This window comes from Pseudomonas poae RE*1-1-14 (assembly GCF_000336465.1).
Taxonomy (GTDB): Bacteria; Pseudomonadota; Gammaproteobacteria; order Pseudomonadales; family Pseudomonadaceae; genus Aquipseudomonas; species Aquipseudomonas poae.
The window spans coordinates 3,441,564-3,457,667 of record NC_020209.1; the positions used below are offsets into that span (position 1 = coordinate 3,441,564).

16 protein-coding genes and 2 pseudogenes are annotated in these 16,104 nt (G+C 60.4%); 8 read left to right on the plus strand and 10 right to left on the minus strand.

The window, feature by feature from the left end:
- Positions 1 to 15: 15 nt before the first annotated feature.
- Entirely contained in the window at positions 16 to 498 is a 483-nt protein-coding gene (locus H045_RS14965; protein ID WP_003237852.1) for a GyrI-like domain-containing protein, read from the minus strand.
- 193 nt (positions 499 to 691) lie between these two features.
- Between H045_RS14965 and alaC the strand changes: the two genes are divergently transcribed.
- Positions 692 to 1,903, plus strand: a complete 1,212-nt coding sequence (alaC, locus tag H045_RS14970; protein ID WP_015372801.1) for an alanine transaminase — start codon at positions 692 to 694, stop codon at positions 1,901 to 1,903.
- A gap of 82 nt (positions 1,904 to 1,985) precedes the next feature.
- On the opposite strand, the gene H045_RS14975 is transcribed toward alaC, so the two are convergent.
- Both H045_RS14975 and H045_RS14980 read right to left on the minus strand, forming a co-directional pair.
- Positions 1,986 to 3,338 (minus strand): GntP family permease, encoded by a 1,353-nt coding sequence (locus H045_RS14975; protein WP_015372802.1) that lies wholly within the window; start codon positions 3,336 to 3,338, stop codon positions 1,986 to 1,988.
- Between the two features lie 83 nt (positions 3,339 to 3,421).
- Positions 3,422 to 3,955: a gluconokinase gene (locus H045_RS14980; RefSeq protein WP_015372803.1), complete on the minus strand. Its 534-nt coding sequence runs from the start codon at positions 3,953 to 3,955 to the stop codon at positions 3,422 to 3,424.
- A 225-nt stretch (positions 3,956 to 4,180) separates the two neighbouring features.
- Here H045_RS14980 and gntR point away from each other — a divergent pair, with 225 nt between their 5' ends.
- From gntR to H045_RS15000, 5 genes and pseudogenes are all read left to right on the plus strand, one after another.
- Positions 4,181 to 5,212: an HTH-type transcriptional regulator GntR gene (gntR, locus tag H045_RS14985; protein WP_162276130.1), complete on the plus strand. Its 1,032-nt coding sequence runs from the start codon at positions 4,181 to 4,183 to the stop codon at positions 5,210 to 5,212.
- A gap of 313 nt (positions 5,213 to 5,525) precedes the next feature.
- Entirely contained in the window at positions 5,526 to 5,765 is a 240-nt protein-coding gene (locus tag H045_RS14990; RefSeq protein WP_003237843.1) for a DUF6124 family protein, read from the plus strand.
- Positions 5,766 to 5,979: 214 nt separating this feature from the next.
- Positions 5,980 to 6,057, plus strand: a pseudogene (locus tag H045_RS25870) (DUF6124 family protein); the annotation flags it as partial.
- A gap of 421 nt (positions 6,058 to 6,478) precedes the next feature.
- Positions 6,479 to 7,894 (plus strand): MFS transporter, encoded by a 1,416-nt coding sequence (locus H045_RS14995; RefSeq protein ID WP_003237841.1) that lies wholly within the window; start codon positions 6,479 to 6,481, stop codon positions 7,892 to 7,894.
- 133 nt (positions 7,895 to 8,027) lie between these two features.
- Positions 8,028 to 8,489, plus strand: a complete 462-nt coding sequence (locus H045_RS15000; protein WP_015372804.1) for a hypothetical protein — start codon at positions 8,028 to 8,030, stop codon at positions 8,487 to 8,489.
- A gap of 166 nt (positions 8,490 to 8,655) precedes the next feature.
- Here H045_RS15000 and H045_RS25875 read toward each other — a convergent pair whose 3' ends face one another.
- The 3 genes and pseudogenes from H045_RS25875 to H045_RS15010 form a co-directional block, all read right to left on the minus strand.
- Positions 8,656 to 9,228 (minus strand): methyl-accepting chemotaxis protein, encoded by a 573-nt coding sequence (locus tag H045_RS25875; RefSeq protein ID WP_413469898.1) that lies wholly within the window; start codon positions 9,226 to 9,228, stop codon positions 8,656 to 8,658.
- Between the two features lie 21 nt (positions 9,229 to 9,249).
- Positions 9,250 to 10,029 (minus strand): annotated as a pseudogene (locus H045_RS25880) (PAS domain-containing protein); the annotation flags it as partial.
- Between the two features lie 46 nt (positions 10,030 to 10,075).
- Positions 10,076 to 11,017 (minus strand): aliphatic sulfonate ABC transporter substrate-binding protein, encoded by a 942-nt coding sequence (locus H045_RS15010; protein ID WP_015372806.1) that lies wholly within the window; start codon positions 11,015 to 11,017, stop codon positions 10,076 to 10,078.
- 171 nt (positions 11,018 to 11,188) lie between these two features.
- On the opposite strand from H045_RS15010, the gene H045_RS15015 reads away from it, so the two are divergent.
- Complete coding sequence (locus H045_RS15015) at positions 11,189 to 11,599, plus strand: GNAT family N-acetyltransferase (RefSeq protein WP_041931642.1); 411 nt, start codon at positions 11,189 to 11,191, stop codon at positions 11,597 to 11,599.
- Positions 11,600 to 11,665: 66 nt separating this feature from the next.
- Here H045_RS15015 and def read toward each other — a convergent pair whose 3' ends face one another.
- The 3 genes from def to H045_RS15030 all read right to left on the minus strand — a co-directional run bounded on the left by def (position 11,666) and on the right by H045_RS15030 (position 13,524).
- Positions 11,666 to 12,205: a peptide deformylase gene (def, locus tag H045_RS15020; protein WP_003237830.1), complete on the minus strand. Its 540-nt coding sequence runs from the start codon at positions 12,203 to 12,205 to the stop codon at positions 11,666 to 11,668.
- Positions 12,202 to 13,158 carry a YihY/virulence factor BrkB family protein gene (locus tag H045_RS15025; protein ID WP_003237827.1) on the minus strand — a complete coding sequence of 319 codons (957 nt, stop codon included), beginning with the start codon at positions 13,156 to 13,158 and terminating at the stop codon, positions 12,202 to 12,204. Before H045_RS15025 ends, def begins: the two co-directional genes overlap by 4 nt.
- Positions 13,159 to 13,332: 174 nt before the next feature.
- Positions 13,333 to 13,524, minus strand: coding sequence for a CsbD family protein (locus H045_RS15030; RefSeq protein WP_003237824.1), 192 nt, complete (start codon positions 13,522 to 13,524; stop codon positions 13,333 to 13,335).
- 200 nt (positions 13,525 to 13,724) lie between these two features.
- On the opposite strand from H045_RS15030, the gene H045_RS15035 reads away from it, so the two are divergent.
- The gene (locus H045_RS15035) at positions 13,725 to 14,102 is read left to right on the plus strand and encodes a hypothetical protein (protein WP_003237821.1); all 378 of its coding nucleotides are present in this window, start codon (positions 13,725 to 13,727) and stop codon (positions 14,100 to 14,102) included.
- 50 nt (positions 14,103 to 14,152) lie between these two features.
- Here the strand turns inward: H045_RS15035 and fadD1 are convergent, their stop codons facing one another.
- On the minus strand, positions 14,153 to 15,844 hold the full coding sequence (fadD1, locus tag H045_RS15040; protein WP_015372808.1) for a long-chain-fatty-acid--CoA ligase FadD1: 1,692 nt from the start codon (positions 15,842 to 15,844) through the stop codon (positions 14,153 to 14,155).
- Positions 15,845 to 16,104: the final 260 nt, after the last annotated feature.

The following is a 16,104-nucleotide window of genomic DNA, read 5'->3' on the forward strand; positions in this document are numbered from 1 at the left end:
ACGTCGGCTGCTGGCTCAGGCCTTCTGCCCAACCGGCAACCAGATCTCCACCGTGCCGGTGCCCTTGCGCCCGTCAAAGTCCGCGCTGTAGCGCTCGAAATTGGCCCCCACAACCTTGTAGCCCGAGCGCGGCAGCCATTCGAACATGATGCGCTCGAAGGTCTGCTCCATCGCCTGCACCGGCCCGTGATGGGTGAACACGGCGTAGTTGAGCGGGGCGATGTCGATGGATTCGAAGTTGCCCGGCACGTCGCTTCGGGACGGGACTTCGACGCCCGCCAGGTAGTCGAACTCATCCTGTTTGGGGTTATGGCAAACCCCATAGGTCACCCCACCGATGCGCTGTTTGATGTCCTTGATGCAGGTGTCGAACAATTCCCACAGGCGGGGAATATCGCCGACGGTAGCTTTTGAATAACGGCCCTTGACGCCTGCAATCACCATGGCCCTGCCCGCCTCCATGCGTGGCGCCAACGGTTGTCTTGTCTGCTGATCCATACGAACAGTCTCCTTCTTATGAGGGAACAAACCCGCGTCGAGTATAGGGGCATATCGGCGCCCTACTCCACGCAGAATTTTTTCCCACGCGTATGGACAACTGGCCATCATCGACCGTATCGTCTGTCGCAGGCCACCGCAGTGGCCAACGTCGCTCGGACGGTTCCGGGCGCTTACGTACTTCGAGGCAACAATGGCCGACCAAGGTTTGCCGCGCCGCTTTGCGCGCATCGATCGACTCCCCCCTTACGTGTTCAATATCACTGCCGAGCTGAAGATGGCTGCGCGTCGGCGCGGCGAAGACATCATCGACTTGAGCATGGGTAATCCCGACGGCCCCACTCCACTGCACATCGTGGAAAAAATGGTCACCGTCGCCCAGCGTGAAGACACCCACGGCTACTCCACTTCCAAAGGTATTCCGCGCCTGCGCCGGGCGATTTCGCGCTGGTACAAAGACCGCTATGAAGTGGACATCGACCCCGAGTCGGAAGCCATCGTCACCATCGGCTCCAAGGAGGGGCTGGCGCACCTGATGCTGGCCACCCTGGATCAGGGCGACACCGTACTGGTGCCCAACCCGAGCTACCCGATTCACATCTACGGTGCCGTGATTGCCGGCGCCCAGGTGCGTTCGGTGCCGCTGATTCCGGGCGTGGATTTTTTCGACGAGCTGGAGCGGGCAATCCGTGGCTCGATCCCCAAGCCGAAAATGATGATCCTCGGCTTTCCGTCCAACCCGACCGCGCAATGCGTGGAGCTGGACTTCTTCGAACGGGTGATCGCCCTGGCCAAGCAATACGACGTGCTGGTGGTGCATGACCTGGCCTACGCCGATATCGTCTACGACGGCTGGAAAGCCCCGTCGATCATGCAGGTGCCCGGCGCCAAGGACATTGCGGTGGAGTTTTTCACCCTGTCCAAGAGCTACAACATGGCCGGCTGGCGCATCGGTTTCATGGTGGGCAATCCGGAACTGGTCAACGCCCTGGCGCGGATCAAGAGTTACCACGACTACGGCACCTTCACCCCGCTGCAAGTGGCGGCGATTGCCGCGCTCGAAGGCGACCAGCAGTGCGTGAAGGACATCGCCGAGCAGTACCGCCAGCGCCGCAATGTGCTGGTCAAGGGCCTGCACGAACTGGGCTGGATGGTCGAGAATCCCAAGGCATCGATGTACGTGTGGGCGAAGATCCCCGAAGCGTACGCCGCAATGGGCTCGCTGGAATTTGCCAAGAAAATGCTGCTGGAGGCCAAGGTGTGCGTGTCGCCGGGCATCGGCTTTGGCGAGTATGGCGATGACCATGTGCGCTTTGCGCTGATCGAGAACCAGGACCGGATCCGTCAGGCGGTGCGCGGGATTCGCGGGATGTTCCGGGCGGATGGGTTGGTTGCCAAGGCCTGAATTCAATGCCGTAACAACTGTGGGAGGGGGCTTGCTCCCTCCCACATCGGATTGGGTTCACACCGTTGTTTTGCGGTGTGGCTTACACCACCAGCGACAGCAACATGATGAAGATCAACGCCACCACCGAGAGGATGGTCTCCATCGCCGTCCAGGTCTTGAACGTCTCGACCACGGTCATGTTGAAGTACTGCTTGACCAGCCAGAACCCCGCATCGTTGACGTGAGACAAAATCAACGAACCCGCCCCCGTTGCCAACACCAGCAGTTCACGGTTGACCCCGGGGATCATGCCCACCACCGGCACCACGATGCCCGCGCCAGTAATGGTCGCCACGGTCGCAGAACCTGTGGCCACACGAATCACCGCCGCCACTAGCCACGCCAGCAGGATCGGGTTGATCTGCGCGCTCACCGCCATATGACCGATCACATCGCCCACGCCGCTGGTCACCAGCATCTGTTTGAAGCCGCCGCCAGCGCCGATGATCAGGATGATCGCGGCGGTCGGTGCAAGGCTGGCGTCGAGCAGCTTGAGGATCTGTTTGGCGTGGATGCCCTGGCGATGGCCAAAGGTGTACAGCGACAGCAGCAACGCCAGCAGCAGTGCGGTGATCGGGTGACCGATCATGTCCATCCAGTTGCGCACCACGTGGCCGTCCGGCAAGCCAATGTCGGCGAAGGTCTTGAGCAGCATCAGGAACACCGGCAGCAGTACGGTGACCAGCGTGATGCCGAAGCTCGGCAGGGCTTTCGCTTCCGGCTCGCGGGCCAGTTGGTCCACCAGTTCCTGGGACGGGTTGCCCGGAATGTATTTGGAAATGAACGTACCGAAGATCGGCCCGGCGATGATGGCCGTTGGCAGCGCGACGATCAGGCCGTACAGGATGGTCTTGCCGATGTCCGCACCGAACACGCCAATGGCCAGCAGCGGGCCGGGGTGCGGAGGCACCAGGCCGTGCACCGCCGAGAGGCCGGCGAGCAGCGGGATACCGATTTTGATCAGCGAAACACCGGTGCGCCGCGCGACAATGAAGACCAGCGGGATCAGCAGCACAAAGCCGATCTCGAAAAATAGCGGGATGCCCACCAGGAACGCGGCGAACATCATTGCCCATTGCACCTTCTCCTTGCCGAAGGCGCGGATCAGGGTCTGGGCGATCTGATCGGCGCCGCCGGATTCGGCCATCATCTTGCCGAGCATGGTGCCCAGCGCAAGGATGATGCCGACAAAGCCGAGCACCCCGCCGAAACCATCCTGGAAGGCCTTGATGATCTTGTCCACGGGCATGCCCGAGGTCAGGCCGAGAAAGCCGGCCGCAATGATCAGTGCAATGAACGGGTGCACCTTGAATTGGGTGATCAGCACGATCAACCCGATGATAGTGACCACTGCATCGAGCAGCAGGTAGGACTCGTGGGACATGCCAAACATGGGGGTCTCTCCTGTTTGTTGTTGTTATTGAAGCGGGTGTTTAATTTTCTGCCGGGGATAGCGCTATCTCTTCCGGCAAAAAATCAGTGAGTAGGTTCAAAACCGTGCTTGAGCCACCAGGCATTGGTTTGCTCGGCCAGGTCCTCGACGCTGTCTTCGCTGGCGTTGAGGGCCAGGGTCAGCGGCTCGCCTTCGGGCGATTCAAGGGTGGCGAACTGGCTGTCGATCAGGCTGGCCGGCATGAAATGACCGGGGCGATGGGACACGCGGTCGGCGGCCACTGCACGGGTCAGCTCCAGAAACACGAAACCCAGGCCCGGCGCGACTTCGCGCAGGTGGTCGCGGTATTTTTTCTTGAGGGCCGAACAGGTGAGCACGGGATGCTCGCCGGCCTCGAGCGAACGGCGCAGTTCATCACAGAGGATGTCGAGCCAGCCGGCGCGGTCGTCGTCGTTGAGGGGGTGGCCGGCGCTCATCTTTTCGATGTTCGCGGCAGGGTGAAAGCTGTCGCCTTCGATGGCGGTGGCGCCGTTCAGGCGGCACAGGGCCTCGCTGACACTGGACTTGCCACAGCCGGAAACACCCATGATGACCAGGGCGGTAACAGGTTGACTCATGAAACACCTCAGGACGCAGATAGCGCTACCTTTGCACGCCGTAAGGTTAGTGCAAAAACAGGCTTTTCCCGCGCCGTCTTGTCTTCTTTTATGGAGTGACGCGTGCATCCGTTCCAACTGGCTTGCTTCACGAACTGAACCGGATCAGGCAACCCTAAGTTCTTCATTTGCAGCCCTTTGGAGACAGCGCTACCTTAGTGCCTCGATTTTTGTTTGGCAAGCCGCCTGATGACCTCCAAGAACGATAAGAATACGCGCACCACGGGTCGCCCGACCCTCAACGAAGTCGCCCGCCTGGCCGGCGTCAGCCCAATCACCGCCTCGCGTGCCTTGCGCGGCATCAGCAGCGTGGCCGCAGAACTGGCCGAAAAAGTGCGGCAGGCCGCCGCCGAGCTCAACTACGTGGTCAACCCTGCCGCCCGCGCACTGGCGTCGGCCCAGAGCCACTCAGTGGTGGTGCTTGTGCCGTCGCTGTCCAACCTTCTGTTTATCGAAACCCTCGAGGCCATCCACCAGGTGCTGCGGCCCAAGGGCTTCGAAGTGCTGATCGGCAACTCCCACTACTCGCGCGACGAAGAAGAAAACCTGCTGCGCAACTACATGGCCTACCAGCCGCGTGGCCTGCTGCTGACAGGTTTTGACCGCACCGAAAGCGCGCGAAGAATGGTCGAGTCGAGCAACGTGCCTTGCGTATACATGATGGACCTGGACCCCAACGCCGGGGTGAACTGCGTGGGGTTCTCGCAACTGGCGGCGGGCGAGACGGCTGCCGCACACCTACTCTCTCGTGGGCGCAAACGCCTGGCCTATATCGGCGCACAGCTGGACCAGCGCACCCTGCTGCGCGGCGAAGGTTTTCGCCGCGCCCTGCAACAGGCTGGCCTGTACGACCCGGCGCTGGAAGTGCTGACACCGCGCCCCTCTTCCGTGGGCCTGGGTGGCGAACTGTTCCTGCAGTTGCTGGCAGCGCATCCCGACGTGGACGCGGTGTTCTTCGGCAACGACGACCTGGCCCACGGCGCACTGCTCGAAGCCATGCGCCACGGCATCCAGGTACCGGAGCGAGTGGCGGTGCTGGGGTTCAACGATTTGCCCGCGTCCTCGTTCATGGTGCCGCGCCTGAGCAGCATCAGCACGCCACGCGAAGCCATTGGCCGAAGGGCAGCGGAGCATTTGTTGACGATCATGGCGGGTAACCGGATTGCCAAACCGGTGGTGGATATGGGGTTTGAGTTGCAGGTGAGGGAGAGTACGTAGGAGGTCCGTAGGAAGAGACTGACATTGCGGTAAGCGTCTTGCTCCGTTGCCTACGCTTACGTCAGAATCCGCCGGCTTGTGCGCCAAGGTCGGTCTCTCTAAGGTTTGTCGGTCGCCGAATTTCTCGGTGATCGGGTTTAGTAGCCTGACTTCTGGCCACTCCTAGTGCATGAGCCTCATCTGTGTTCGATGGCGGTTGTGCGCAGGGCATCTTCGGGTGCGCCGGCGTTGAGTGTCCACCGGTCTACTAACCTGCGTACAGCTGCCACCCTTGTTTACTAGCGATACGGCGGCTCATTTGCAGGATGCTCAAATGATCAAAGCAATAGAAAAAACGCCAACCACCCTCTTCACCGTTGTACCCGATACTCCCCTTGAATCCCTGCTGACCAACAGTTACGAAACCGTTTGCTCCGTCAGCACCCTGCTGCTCGACCTGTCCGATAACCTCACCGGCAAACATCGCGATGTAGCGCTCGCCATTCATCAATTAAGTGAGCTGAGCGTCTTGCTGGTAGGCAAAGCGATGGACCAACACACGCCCCGCACTTGAAAAACCGGCCCCAACTCATGCTTATTGTGGCGAGCCCTAACGCCGTTCAGTTAAGCGCAGACTCCCTGTGGCGAGCAGGCTTGTCCTGCGTTGGGCTGCGCAGCAGCCCCAAAACCAGGCGCTGAGCCGTATCAGGTACACCGCGTTTTGCTGGAGTGGGGGCGCTTCGCACCCCAACGCGGGGCAAGCCCGCTCGCCACAAATTACCGACGGGCTCGCCATTCATCAATTAAGTGAGCTGAGCGTCTTGCTGGTAGGCAAAGCAATGGACCAACACACGCCCCGCACTTGAAAAGCCGGCCCCAACTCATGCTTATTGTGGCGAGCCCTAACGCCGTTCAGTTAAGCGCAGACTCCCTGTGGCGAGCAGGCTTGTCCTGCGTTGGGCTGCGCAGCAGCCCCAAAACCAGGCGCTGAGCCGTATCAGGTACACCGCGTTTTGCTGGAGTGGGGGCGCTTCGCACCCCAACGCGGGGCAAGCCCGCTCGCCACAAATTACCGACGGGGCTCGCCCGGAATTCCAATGCGCAGGTACCGGTGATGATCGACGACCACGGCGTGCTGTGGGAGAGGCTGTCCCAGCAAGCGGGCTTCCACACCTTTGCTCTGGAAGGTCACAACTGAAAAAACAGAGCGGCACGCGTTAAGCTGTAAGCAAATGTGTTTAGCTTGACGCTGAACGCTATTCCTTACTGCTGACCAGAAGGTCTCTCATGTCGACACTCACCGCCTCTGCTACCGATAGCATCGATCCGGTCCGGGCCGCCCATATCAGTGCGCGCATCGACCGCCTTCCTCCCGTTGCGACTATCTGGCGCCTGGTGGCGTTGCTGTCGATTGGCGGCTTTTTCGAGCTGTATGACCTGTTCCAGACCGCCTACATCAGCCCGGGCCTGATCAGCGCCGGGCTGTTCCACATCGGCAGTGAAGGCGTGTTCGGTTTCTCCGACCAGGCCGCCTTCGCTGCGGCGACCTTTCTCGGCCTGTTTTTCGGCGCCAGCCTGCTCAGCCCCATCGCCGACCGCTTCGGGCGCCGCGCGATCTTTACCTTCGCGCTGGTCTGGTACACCGTCGCCACGGTGTTGATGGGCCTGCAGACTTCCGCTTTGGGCATCATCTGCATGCGCTTTCTGGTGGGCATCGGCCTGGGAATCGAGCTGGTGACCATCGACGCCTACCTCTCGGAGCTGGTGCCCAAGCGCATGCGCAGCTCGGCGTTTGCCTTTGCGTTTTTCATCCAGTTCCTGTCGGTGCCGACCGTGGCGCTGATGTCGTGGTGGCTGGTGCCCCAGGCGCCGTTCGGCATTGCCGGGTGGCGCTGGGTGGTGCTGAGCAGTGCGGTGTTTGCGCTGTTTATCTGGCAACTGCGCAAGCGCCTGCCGGAGTCGCCGCGCTGGCTGGCGCAGCAAGGTCGTTTCGACGAAGCCGGCGCCATCATGGACACCCTTGAAGCACGCTGCCGCAAGGATCACGGTAAACCGCTGGATGAACCGCAACCGGAGGCGGTCAGTGTGCAGGGCAATGGCCGGTTCGCCGATATCTGGCAACCGCCCTATCGCCGCCGCGCGCTGATGCTGATCGTGTTTCATGTGTTCCAGGCCATCGGGTTCTTCGGTTTTGGCAACTGGCTGCCGGCGCTGCTGTCGGGCCAGGGCGTCAGTGTGACCCACAGTTTGCTGTACGCGTTCGTCATCACCCTCGCCTACCCGCTGGGGCCGCTGCTGTTCGTGAAGGTGGCCAACCGCTTTGAAAACAAGTGGCAGATCGTCGGATCGGCCATGGGCGCGATGATCTTCGGCAGCCTGTTCGCTTTGCAGACCACCGCGGTGGGGCTGATCTTTTGCGGCGTGATGATCACCTTCTGCAACGCCTGGCTGAGCTACAGCTACCACTCCTATCAGGCCGAACTGTTCCCGACCAATATTCGCGCGCGGGCGGTCGGCTTCTGCTATTCGTTCAGCCGTTTGTCGACGGTGTTCAGCAGCCTGTTGATCGGTTTTATCCTTGAACAGCTGGGCACGCCGGGAGTGCTGGCATTTATCGCCAGCAGCATGCTGATCGTGATGATCACCATCAGCTGGTTCGGGCCGCGCACCCGCAACCTGGCACTGGAAAACATCGCCCATTGACGGCAAGGGTTGGCCGTCGACTGGCCATCGGTTGCCGCGACGGCGACCCGTGGCCCAATAAAACCGGGCACGGCGCACGCGGCACGCTATTTGCTCCAGTGCTTGCACTGAACATTTGCGCAGGTGACCGATCATGCTGGTTAACAACAACACCCAGGCCGTATCGAACGTCCAACAGGTCAACCGGCCCGACATGGACCCGGCCAATGCTGCCGCCAGTACGCTCTACAGCGGCGTGCTGGCGGCAGCACAACCTACCCTGACCCTGCCGGCCGCGCAGAAGGATCTGGACAAGGCGAGCGGGCGTATTGACGAGGCGTTTGCCAAGACCCGTGTGCAACTTCAGGCCTCCGCGCCCGCCTCTGGCACGCGTGCGGAGCTCACCGAGTACATGAGCAAATCCCCGGGCGAGCGCATTCGTGAGCAGTTGCTCAAGGAGCAGGGTTTGACCGAGGAGCAGGCGCAGGCGCTGCCGCAGGAAAAACAGGATGCGATTGCCAGGGAAGTGGCTGCACGGTTGAAGGAACAGCAGCAGGTGGCGGCGACGACCGCGCCGAAGGCTGAACCGGTACAACAGGCGCTGGCGGCCATCTAACCAGGCCTTGACGCCATTCAACTGTGGGAGGGGGCTTGCTGCCGATTGCAGTGTGTCAGTCAATTGATCGGTGACTGACACACCGCTACCGGGAGCAGCCCCCTCCCACATTGGAGTCTGTTTCACACAGGATCGCCGTTCACACAGGTTTTCATGTGTGGGTGAGTTACTGCAGTTGCAACGTCGAGTTGAACTGACTGATCGCGTCCACCACATGCCGTGAGCCTTCCTGGATTTCCAGGATCACCTGCCCCGCTTCGTTGGCCAGTTCCACCCCGAGCCCCGTGCGGCTCAAGCTCGACTGCATGCTCGATACCGCGCTCGCCGACAGGTCGTGGTTCTTGCGCACCACCTCGACAATTTCCAGCGTCGCCTGGCTGGTGCGCGCGGCGAGGCTGCGCACTTCGTCGGCCACCACCGCAAAACCGCGTCCATGCTCACCGGCACGGGCGGCCTCGATGGCAGCGTTGAGCGCCAGCATATTGGTTTGCTCGGCGATGCTGCGGATGGTCTGCACGATGGTGCCGATGATCTCCGACTGCTTGTTCACCGCGTCGATGCTCACGGCGGCCTGGTTCAGGTCGTGGGAAATGTCTTCGATGATCTGCACCGTTTGCTGCACCACCTGCGAGCCCTTGCGCGCGCAGACGTCGTTTTGCACCGAGGTGGCGTGAGCCGAATCGGCAGCGGTGCGCAGGCTGGTGACCTGGTCGGTAATGTCGCTGGCGAATTTCACCACTTTGTACAGCCGGCCGCTGGTGTCGAAGATCGGGTTGTAGGAGGCCTCCAGAAACAGCGTCTTGCCGTACTTGTTTTTGCGCTCAAAACGGTGCGAGTGATATTCGCCACGGTTGAGCGAGGCCCAGAACGCCTTGTAGGCCGGCGACTCGACCTCCTCGCGGTGACAAAACAGGCTGTGGTGCTGGCCGACGATTTCATCCAGCGAGTACTGCACCGTTCGCAGGAAGTTCGCATTGGCGTTGAGGATCTGCCCTTGGGGCGTGAACTCGATTACCGCCATGGAGCGGCCAATCGCATCGATCAGGCTCTGGTTTTCGTGTTCGTGGTGGACTCGCGCGGAAATATCCGACGCCACTTTGATCACGCTGAGCACCCGCTGCTCCTCGTCCAGCACCGGCATGTAGCTGGCCTCCAGCCAAACCTCCTCGCCGCGTTTGTTCAGGCGCATGAAGGTGCCGCTGATGGCTTCGCCCCGCGCCAGGTCGCGCCAGAGCGTGGCGTAGGCCTCGGTGTGGGTGTAGGCCTCCTCGCAGAACAGCCGGTGATGCTGGCCGCGGATATCTTCCACGCTGTAGCCCATGACTTTGCAGAAGTTGTCATTGGCATCGAGGATCACCCCCGCAGGATCGAACTCGATCATGGCCATGGAGCGACCGATAGCGGCGAGTTTGGCGTTGGATTCGGTGAGGGCGCAGGAGAAACGCTGGATCTCGAGCAGGTCGGCTTTGTGATGGAGGCTGAACATGGTCGGATCTCCCTGATGCCCGGCGCTGAGCGCGCATTCCATTGGCATGAGCATAGCCACGGCGCGGCGCTATGCAAGGCGACAGTGCCGGGAGGAGCTCTCAGGGCGCTTTGAAGACTGCCTGCTGAACGTCGACCTTTTTCGGAATCAGTCGGTTGGCGAAAAACAGATCGGCAGTGCCTTGCTGAGTGGCAATGTCGGCGGCTGTCAGCGCACGGATCGGCGTGGGTGAGCGGTGCTCGAAGTAACTTTTCACCACGGCAGGCGGCAGGCCCAGAGTCTTGGCCATCAGCGCGATACTCTCCTGGGGCTGGTCCAGGGACAGGCGCTGCGCTTTACCCAGCGTCTGAATGATCGTGGCAATGGCGTGCGGGTGCTGTTTGGCGAACCGGCTGCTGACCACGAAGAAACTGCCCGCCGGGTTGAGCCCCTGCCCGTCGCCCAGTACTCGGGCAGAACCGTCGACCACGGCGGCCGAGTAGTACGGGTCCCACACCACCCAGGCATCCACCTTGCCTTGTTCAAACGCCGCACGTCCGTCTGACGGCGACAGGTACACCACGTTCACGTCCTGCCATTGCAACCCGGCCCGCAAGATACTCTTGAGGAACAGGTTGTGGGCACTGGAGCCCTTGAGCAATGCAACGCGCTTGCCCTTGAGCTCGGCCACGCTGTGCAGCGTGCTGGCCTTGGGCACCAGAATCGCTTCGGTCTTGCCGTCATTGGGCTCGACCGCGATGTATTGCAGGTCGATGCCGGCGGCCTGGGCGAAGATCGGGGGGATGTCGCCGATATTGCCAATATCCAGGCTGCCGGCATTGAGCGCTTCCATCAGTGGCGGGCCACCGAGGAATTCGACCCATTGCACCTGGGTGCCCGGCAGCGCCGCCTCAAAAAGCCTGTGCTCGCGGGCCAGCACCATGCTCACCGAGCCTTTTTGATAGCCGACACGCAAGGTCTCGGGTTCGCCAGCCAGCGCCGTCCGGGCCAGCAACGTCAGCGCCAGCAACGAGCCCGCCAGCAGGTATTTGAGTGGTTTCATGGGTAGCCTCTTGATGATCCGTTGAAGCGATCCTAACAAGCAGGTTTATTCTTTAATAATATTTAAAACTCACCGATATATGATAAAAAAGAATATATAAGCCCCGGCTGATTAATCAGTCACCAAGCGTGCTTATAATCCTCGCCCCCTGGTCACATGCACCTGAACACCATGCCCGAATTATCCATCCAATTGCTGAGCGAGCCGCTCTGGCCGCTGCTGAACAAGTTTTACCGCGCCCACGGTTCCTCGATGAAAGCACTCAAGGGCGGTCGTTTGTGGGTGGCGCGTGACGCCGAGATCGTGGCCGGGCTGTGCCTGACACCGGTGCTGGGCGGGCAGTGGCTGACGGGGCTGTTCGTCGACCCGGCCTATCGTGGGCAAGGATTGGCGGCGCGGTTGGTGTCCTGTGGAGTGCAACAGGTTGAGGGCACCGTTTGGCTGTTTTGCCACCCGGACCTGCAAGGCTTGTATGAACGGATGGGCTTCACGCAGGAAACGCACTTGCCGCAGTCGCTCAGCGAGCGGCTGGTGCGCTATAAACGCAACAAGCCGCTGATCGCGATGGGCTTGGAAATTTGAAATGCAGGCCTATGTGGGAGGGAGCAAGCCCCCTCCCATCGTTTCAAGCGGTGTGGTGTCAGAGGGCTATTCTTCTACCGCCGGCTCCAGCGCAGGGAACAGCACATCGGTAAACCCGAATTTGCTGAAGTCGGTAATGCGCGAGGGGTACAGCCGGCCAATCAGGTGATCGCACTCATGCTGCACCACCCGCGCATGGAAGCCGTCAGCAAAACGCACAATCGGTTCGCCCTTGGGGTCGAAACCTTCGTAGCGAATCTGCTGGTAACGGTTGACCGCCCCGCGCAGGCCAGGCACCGACAGGCAGCCTTCGTAGTCCTCTTCCACCACCGGGCTGAGTGGCGTGATGAGCGGGTTGATCAGGATGGTCTGCGGCACCGGCGGTGCGTCCGGGTAGCGTTCGCTGGCCTCGAAACCGAAGATCACCAGTTGCAGGTCGACGCCTATCTGCGGCGCGGCCAGGCCGACACCGCCGACGTGTTCCATGGTCTGGAACATGTCATCGATCAATTGCCACAGCTCGGGGCTGTCGAACATTTCCGGCGGTACGGGCGCGGCGATGCGCAGCAGGCGCTCGTCGCCCATTTTCAGGATGTCACGGATCATCGATCAGGCTCTACGGGAGTGGGCTTGGAATGGTCTCGGCCTAAGCCTGAGACATGCTGTTTCTCATCAGTGTGGCCGGGCTCATCAAACTCCTTTGCGCCCGCGTCCTTGCCCTCGGCCGACATGTGTTCGATCACGGCGTTCATCTCCGCACCGAGCAGCAGCACGGCGGCAGAAATATAGAAATACAGAAGCAGCACGATGATCGCACCGATACTGCCATACATGGCGTTGTAGTCGGCGAAGGTTTTAACGTAGTAACCAAAGCCCAGGGACGCGACGATCCACACCACCACGGCCAGCACGGAGCCCGGGGTGATGAAGCGAAACTTCTGTTCCACGTCCGGCATCACGTAATACATGAGGGCCACGGCAAACATCAGCAGGATGACGATCAATGGCCAGCGCACGATGGTCCACAGCGTAACGACGAATTCCTGCATTCCGATCTGCCCCGCCAGCCACTCCATCACTTGCGGGCCCAGCACCATCAGTGCCGCGGCGGCCAGCAGCATGCCGGCGATGCCGATGGTGTAGAAAATCGACAGCGGGAAACGCTTCCAGATCGGCCGGCCTTCCACCACGTCGTAGGCGGCGTTCATCGCACTCATCATCAAACGCACGCCGGCCGAGGCCGTCCACAGCGCGATGACGATACCGACCGAAAGCAGCCCGCCTTTGGATTGCTGCAACTGGTCGATCACCGGGTTGACCTGTTCCAGCGCCTGAGGCGGCAACACCAGCTCGGATTGCAGGCGCAACCAGCTGAAGAAGTCCGGCAGGTGCAGGAAACCGATCAGGGCAATGAGGAACAGCAGGAAGGGAAACAGCGAAAACAGCATCTGATAGGCCAGTGCCGAGGCGTAGGTGGGCATCTCATCATCGATGAACTCGGTGACGGTGCGCATCAGCACCTTATGCAGCTTGAGGCCTTGTAGTACCGGAAAGATCATAGCGTCTCCTTTCGCCGCAATAAGGTCATATTCATGGGCGACTCAGGGGCCGTTTTCTACATCAAAGTAGCCCATTTGGCGACTTTGAAACAATTTCCAAAGTTTAGTTGCAACAGCTGACACAAAAACGGCCATCCGTGGATGGCCGCAGGTCTGCGCAAACGCAATGCCGGGTCAGGCTTTGTCGACGGTATTCTTGACCGCGTCCTTGGTTTTGCCAACCGCTTGCTGAGCTTCACCCTTCAGTTCCTGAGCCTTGCCTTCAGCACGCAGTTTGTCGTTATCCGTGGCTTTGCCGACGCCTTGCTTGACGTTGCCGACGGCTTCGTTAGCCATGCCTTTTACCTTATCGGAAGTGCTGCCCATGGTATTACTCCTGATAACAATCAAATGGTTTTTAATGACTACGTAAAGATTGACCCGGGGCCGTTCCGTAGAGTTTCAATTATTTTCAGCCGGCATTTGATCGCCCTATAAAGGTTTGGCTTTATGTTTTGCAGCCAACCCACGAGAATGCCGGGCAGATTCAGGCTCAAATGCTGAATAACAGATCCCGTAGGAAGGTTATGAAACTCGATAAGACACAGGCCATCGCCCGCAGAAACCAGGCCTTGGGCGGCGCCGTACTCGGCGTCAACAACTGCCACTTCACCGACCTGGACCGCAAGCGCAACATCTGGTGGTTCGACCTGCCGCTGGTGCGCATTGGCGTGGGCCAATACGAGTGGATCCACTTGTTGATGCACAACGCCGAGACCGACCAGTTGCTGCACCTGAAGGTGCCCACGCTGTTCCTGCGTGAGAACGTCGAAGGGCTGGTGGTGCGCAATGCGGGCAAGCGCAAGCCCGAGATCACCCTGGAGTTGAGTGCGGACAAGGATTCGTACCTCAAGGACGTGCGCCCGGCGGGTGCTGGGATCAGCTTCGCGCAATTCGCCCTGTAAAAAATGTGCAGGCCATAAAAAACCCCGCATTGGCGGGGTTTTTTATTGAGTTACTTTTTCAGGCCCAGCTTCTTCAGTTCTTCATCGCGCAATTCACGCCGCAGGATCTTGCCTACATTGGTGGTGGGCAACACATCGCGGAACTCCACCGCCTTGGGCACTTTGTAGGCGGTGACGTTGGCGCGCATGTGCTCCATCACCTGATCCTTGGTCAGGGTTGCGCCTGGCTTGACCACGATGAACAGCTTGATGATTTCCCCGGATTTTTCGTCCGGTACGCCGATGGCGGCGCACTGCAGCACACCCGGCAGGCCGGCCAGCACGTCTTCCAGTTCGTTGGGATAGACGTTGAAGCCGGACACCAGAATCATGTCCTTCTTGCGGTCGACAATGCGCAGGTAGCCGTCAGGCTGGATGATCGCGATGTCACCGGTCTTCAACCAGCCTTCGCTGTCGAGCATCTCGGCGGTGGCGTCCTCGCGCTGCCAGTAGCCCTTCATTACTTGCGGGCCTTTCACGCACAGCTCGCCGGTCTCGCCCAGCGCCAGTTCGGTGCCGTCGTCGGCGATGACCTTGCACACCGTGGACGGCACCGGGATGCCGATGGTGCCAATCTGGATGTGCTGGATCGGGTTGACCGTGGCCACCGGGCTGGTCTCGGTCATGCCGTAACCTTCACAGATACCGCAACCGGTCACGGCCTTCCAACGCTCGGCCGCCGCCAGTTGCAGGGCCATGCCACCGGACAGGGTGACCTTGAGCGCCGAGAAGTCCAGCTTGCGGAAACCCTCGTTATTGCACAGCGCCACGAACAGGGTGTTGAGGCCGACAAAACCGCTGAACTTCCACTTCGACAGTTCCTTGACCATCGCCGGCAAGTCGCGCGGGTTGCTGATCAGGATGTTGTGGTTGCCGATCAGCATCATCGCCATGCAATGAAAGGTGAACGCGTAGATGTGGTACAGCGGCAACGGCGTGATGAGGATCTCGCAGCCTTCATTGAGGTTGGAGCCCATCAGCGCCTTGCACTGCAGCATGTTGGCGACGAGGTTGCGGTGGGTGAGCATCGCGCCCTTGGCCACGCCAGTGGTGCCGCCGGTGTATTGCAGCACCGCCACATCATCGCTGGCCGGACTCACTTCGTTGACGGTCCGGCCATGGCCCCTGGCAAGCACGTCGTTGAACTTGATCGCCTTGGGCAGGTGGTAGGCCGGGACCATTTTCTTGACGTACTTGATGACGCTGTTGATCAGCAGACGCTTGAGCGGCGGCAGCAGGTCGGCCACTTCGGTGACGATCACGTGCTTGATGGCGGTCTTGGGCACGACCTTTTCCGCCAGATGGGCCATGTTGGCCAGGCACACCAGGGCCTTGGCCCCGGAGTCGTTGAATTGGTGTTCCATTTCCCGCGCGGTGTACAGCGGGTTGGTGTTGACCACGATCAGCCCGGCACGGATGGCGCCGAACACGGCGACCGGGTATTGCAGGACGTTGGGCAGTTGCACCGCAATGCGGTCGCCGGGCTGCAGGTCGGTGTGCTGCTGAAGGTAGGCGGCGAAGGCGCCGGACAATTCGTACAGCTCACCGTAGGTGAGGGTCTTGCCCAGGTTGCTGAAAGCCGGCTTGTTGGCGAAGCGCTGGCAGGACTGCTTCAATACCGCCTGAATATTCGGATACTCGTCTGGATTGATTTGTGCAGCAATCCCGGCGGGGTACTTATCCTTCCAAAAGTCTTCATTCATGGAAGCCCACTCCTCAGCGACGCGAATTCATCATCGCATTTGATGCGATTATTATTGGTGTATGTCTTTTGTACGGTGAATCCGGCGCTTCAAAGCATGCCGAGACGTCACAAAGCGCGCCGAGAGTAGCAGCTTTGCCAAGGGCCGCCTAGAGCCAAACGAGGGCCCCACAGTCATAATCACGACTGTCCTACAATATCTGGTCACACTTTAAACGCTTGTTGAATACCCCAGCAAAGCGCTCTGGAACAGGCTCTCCA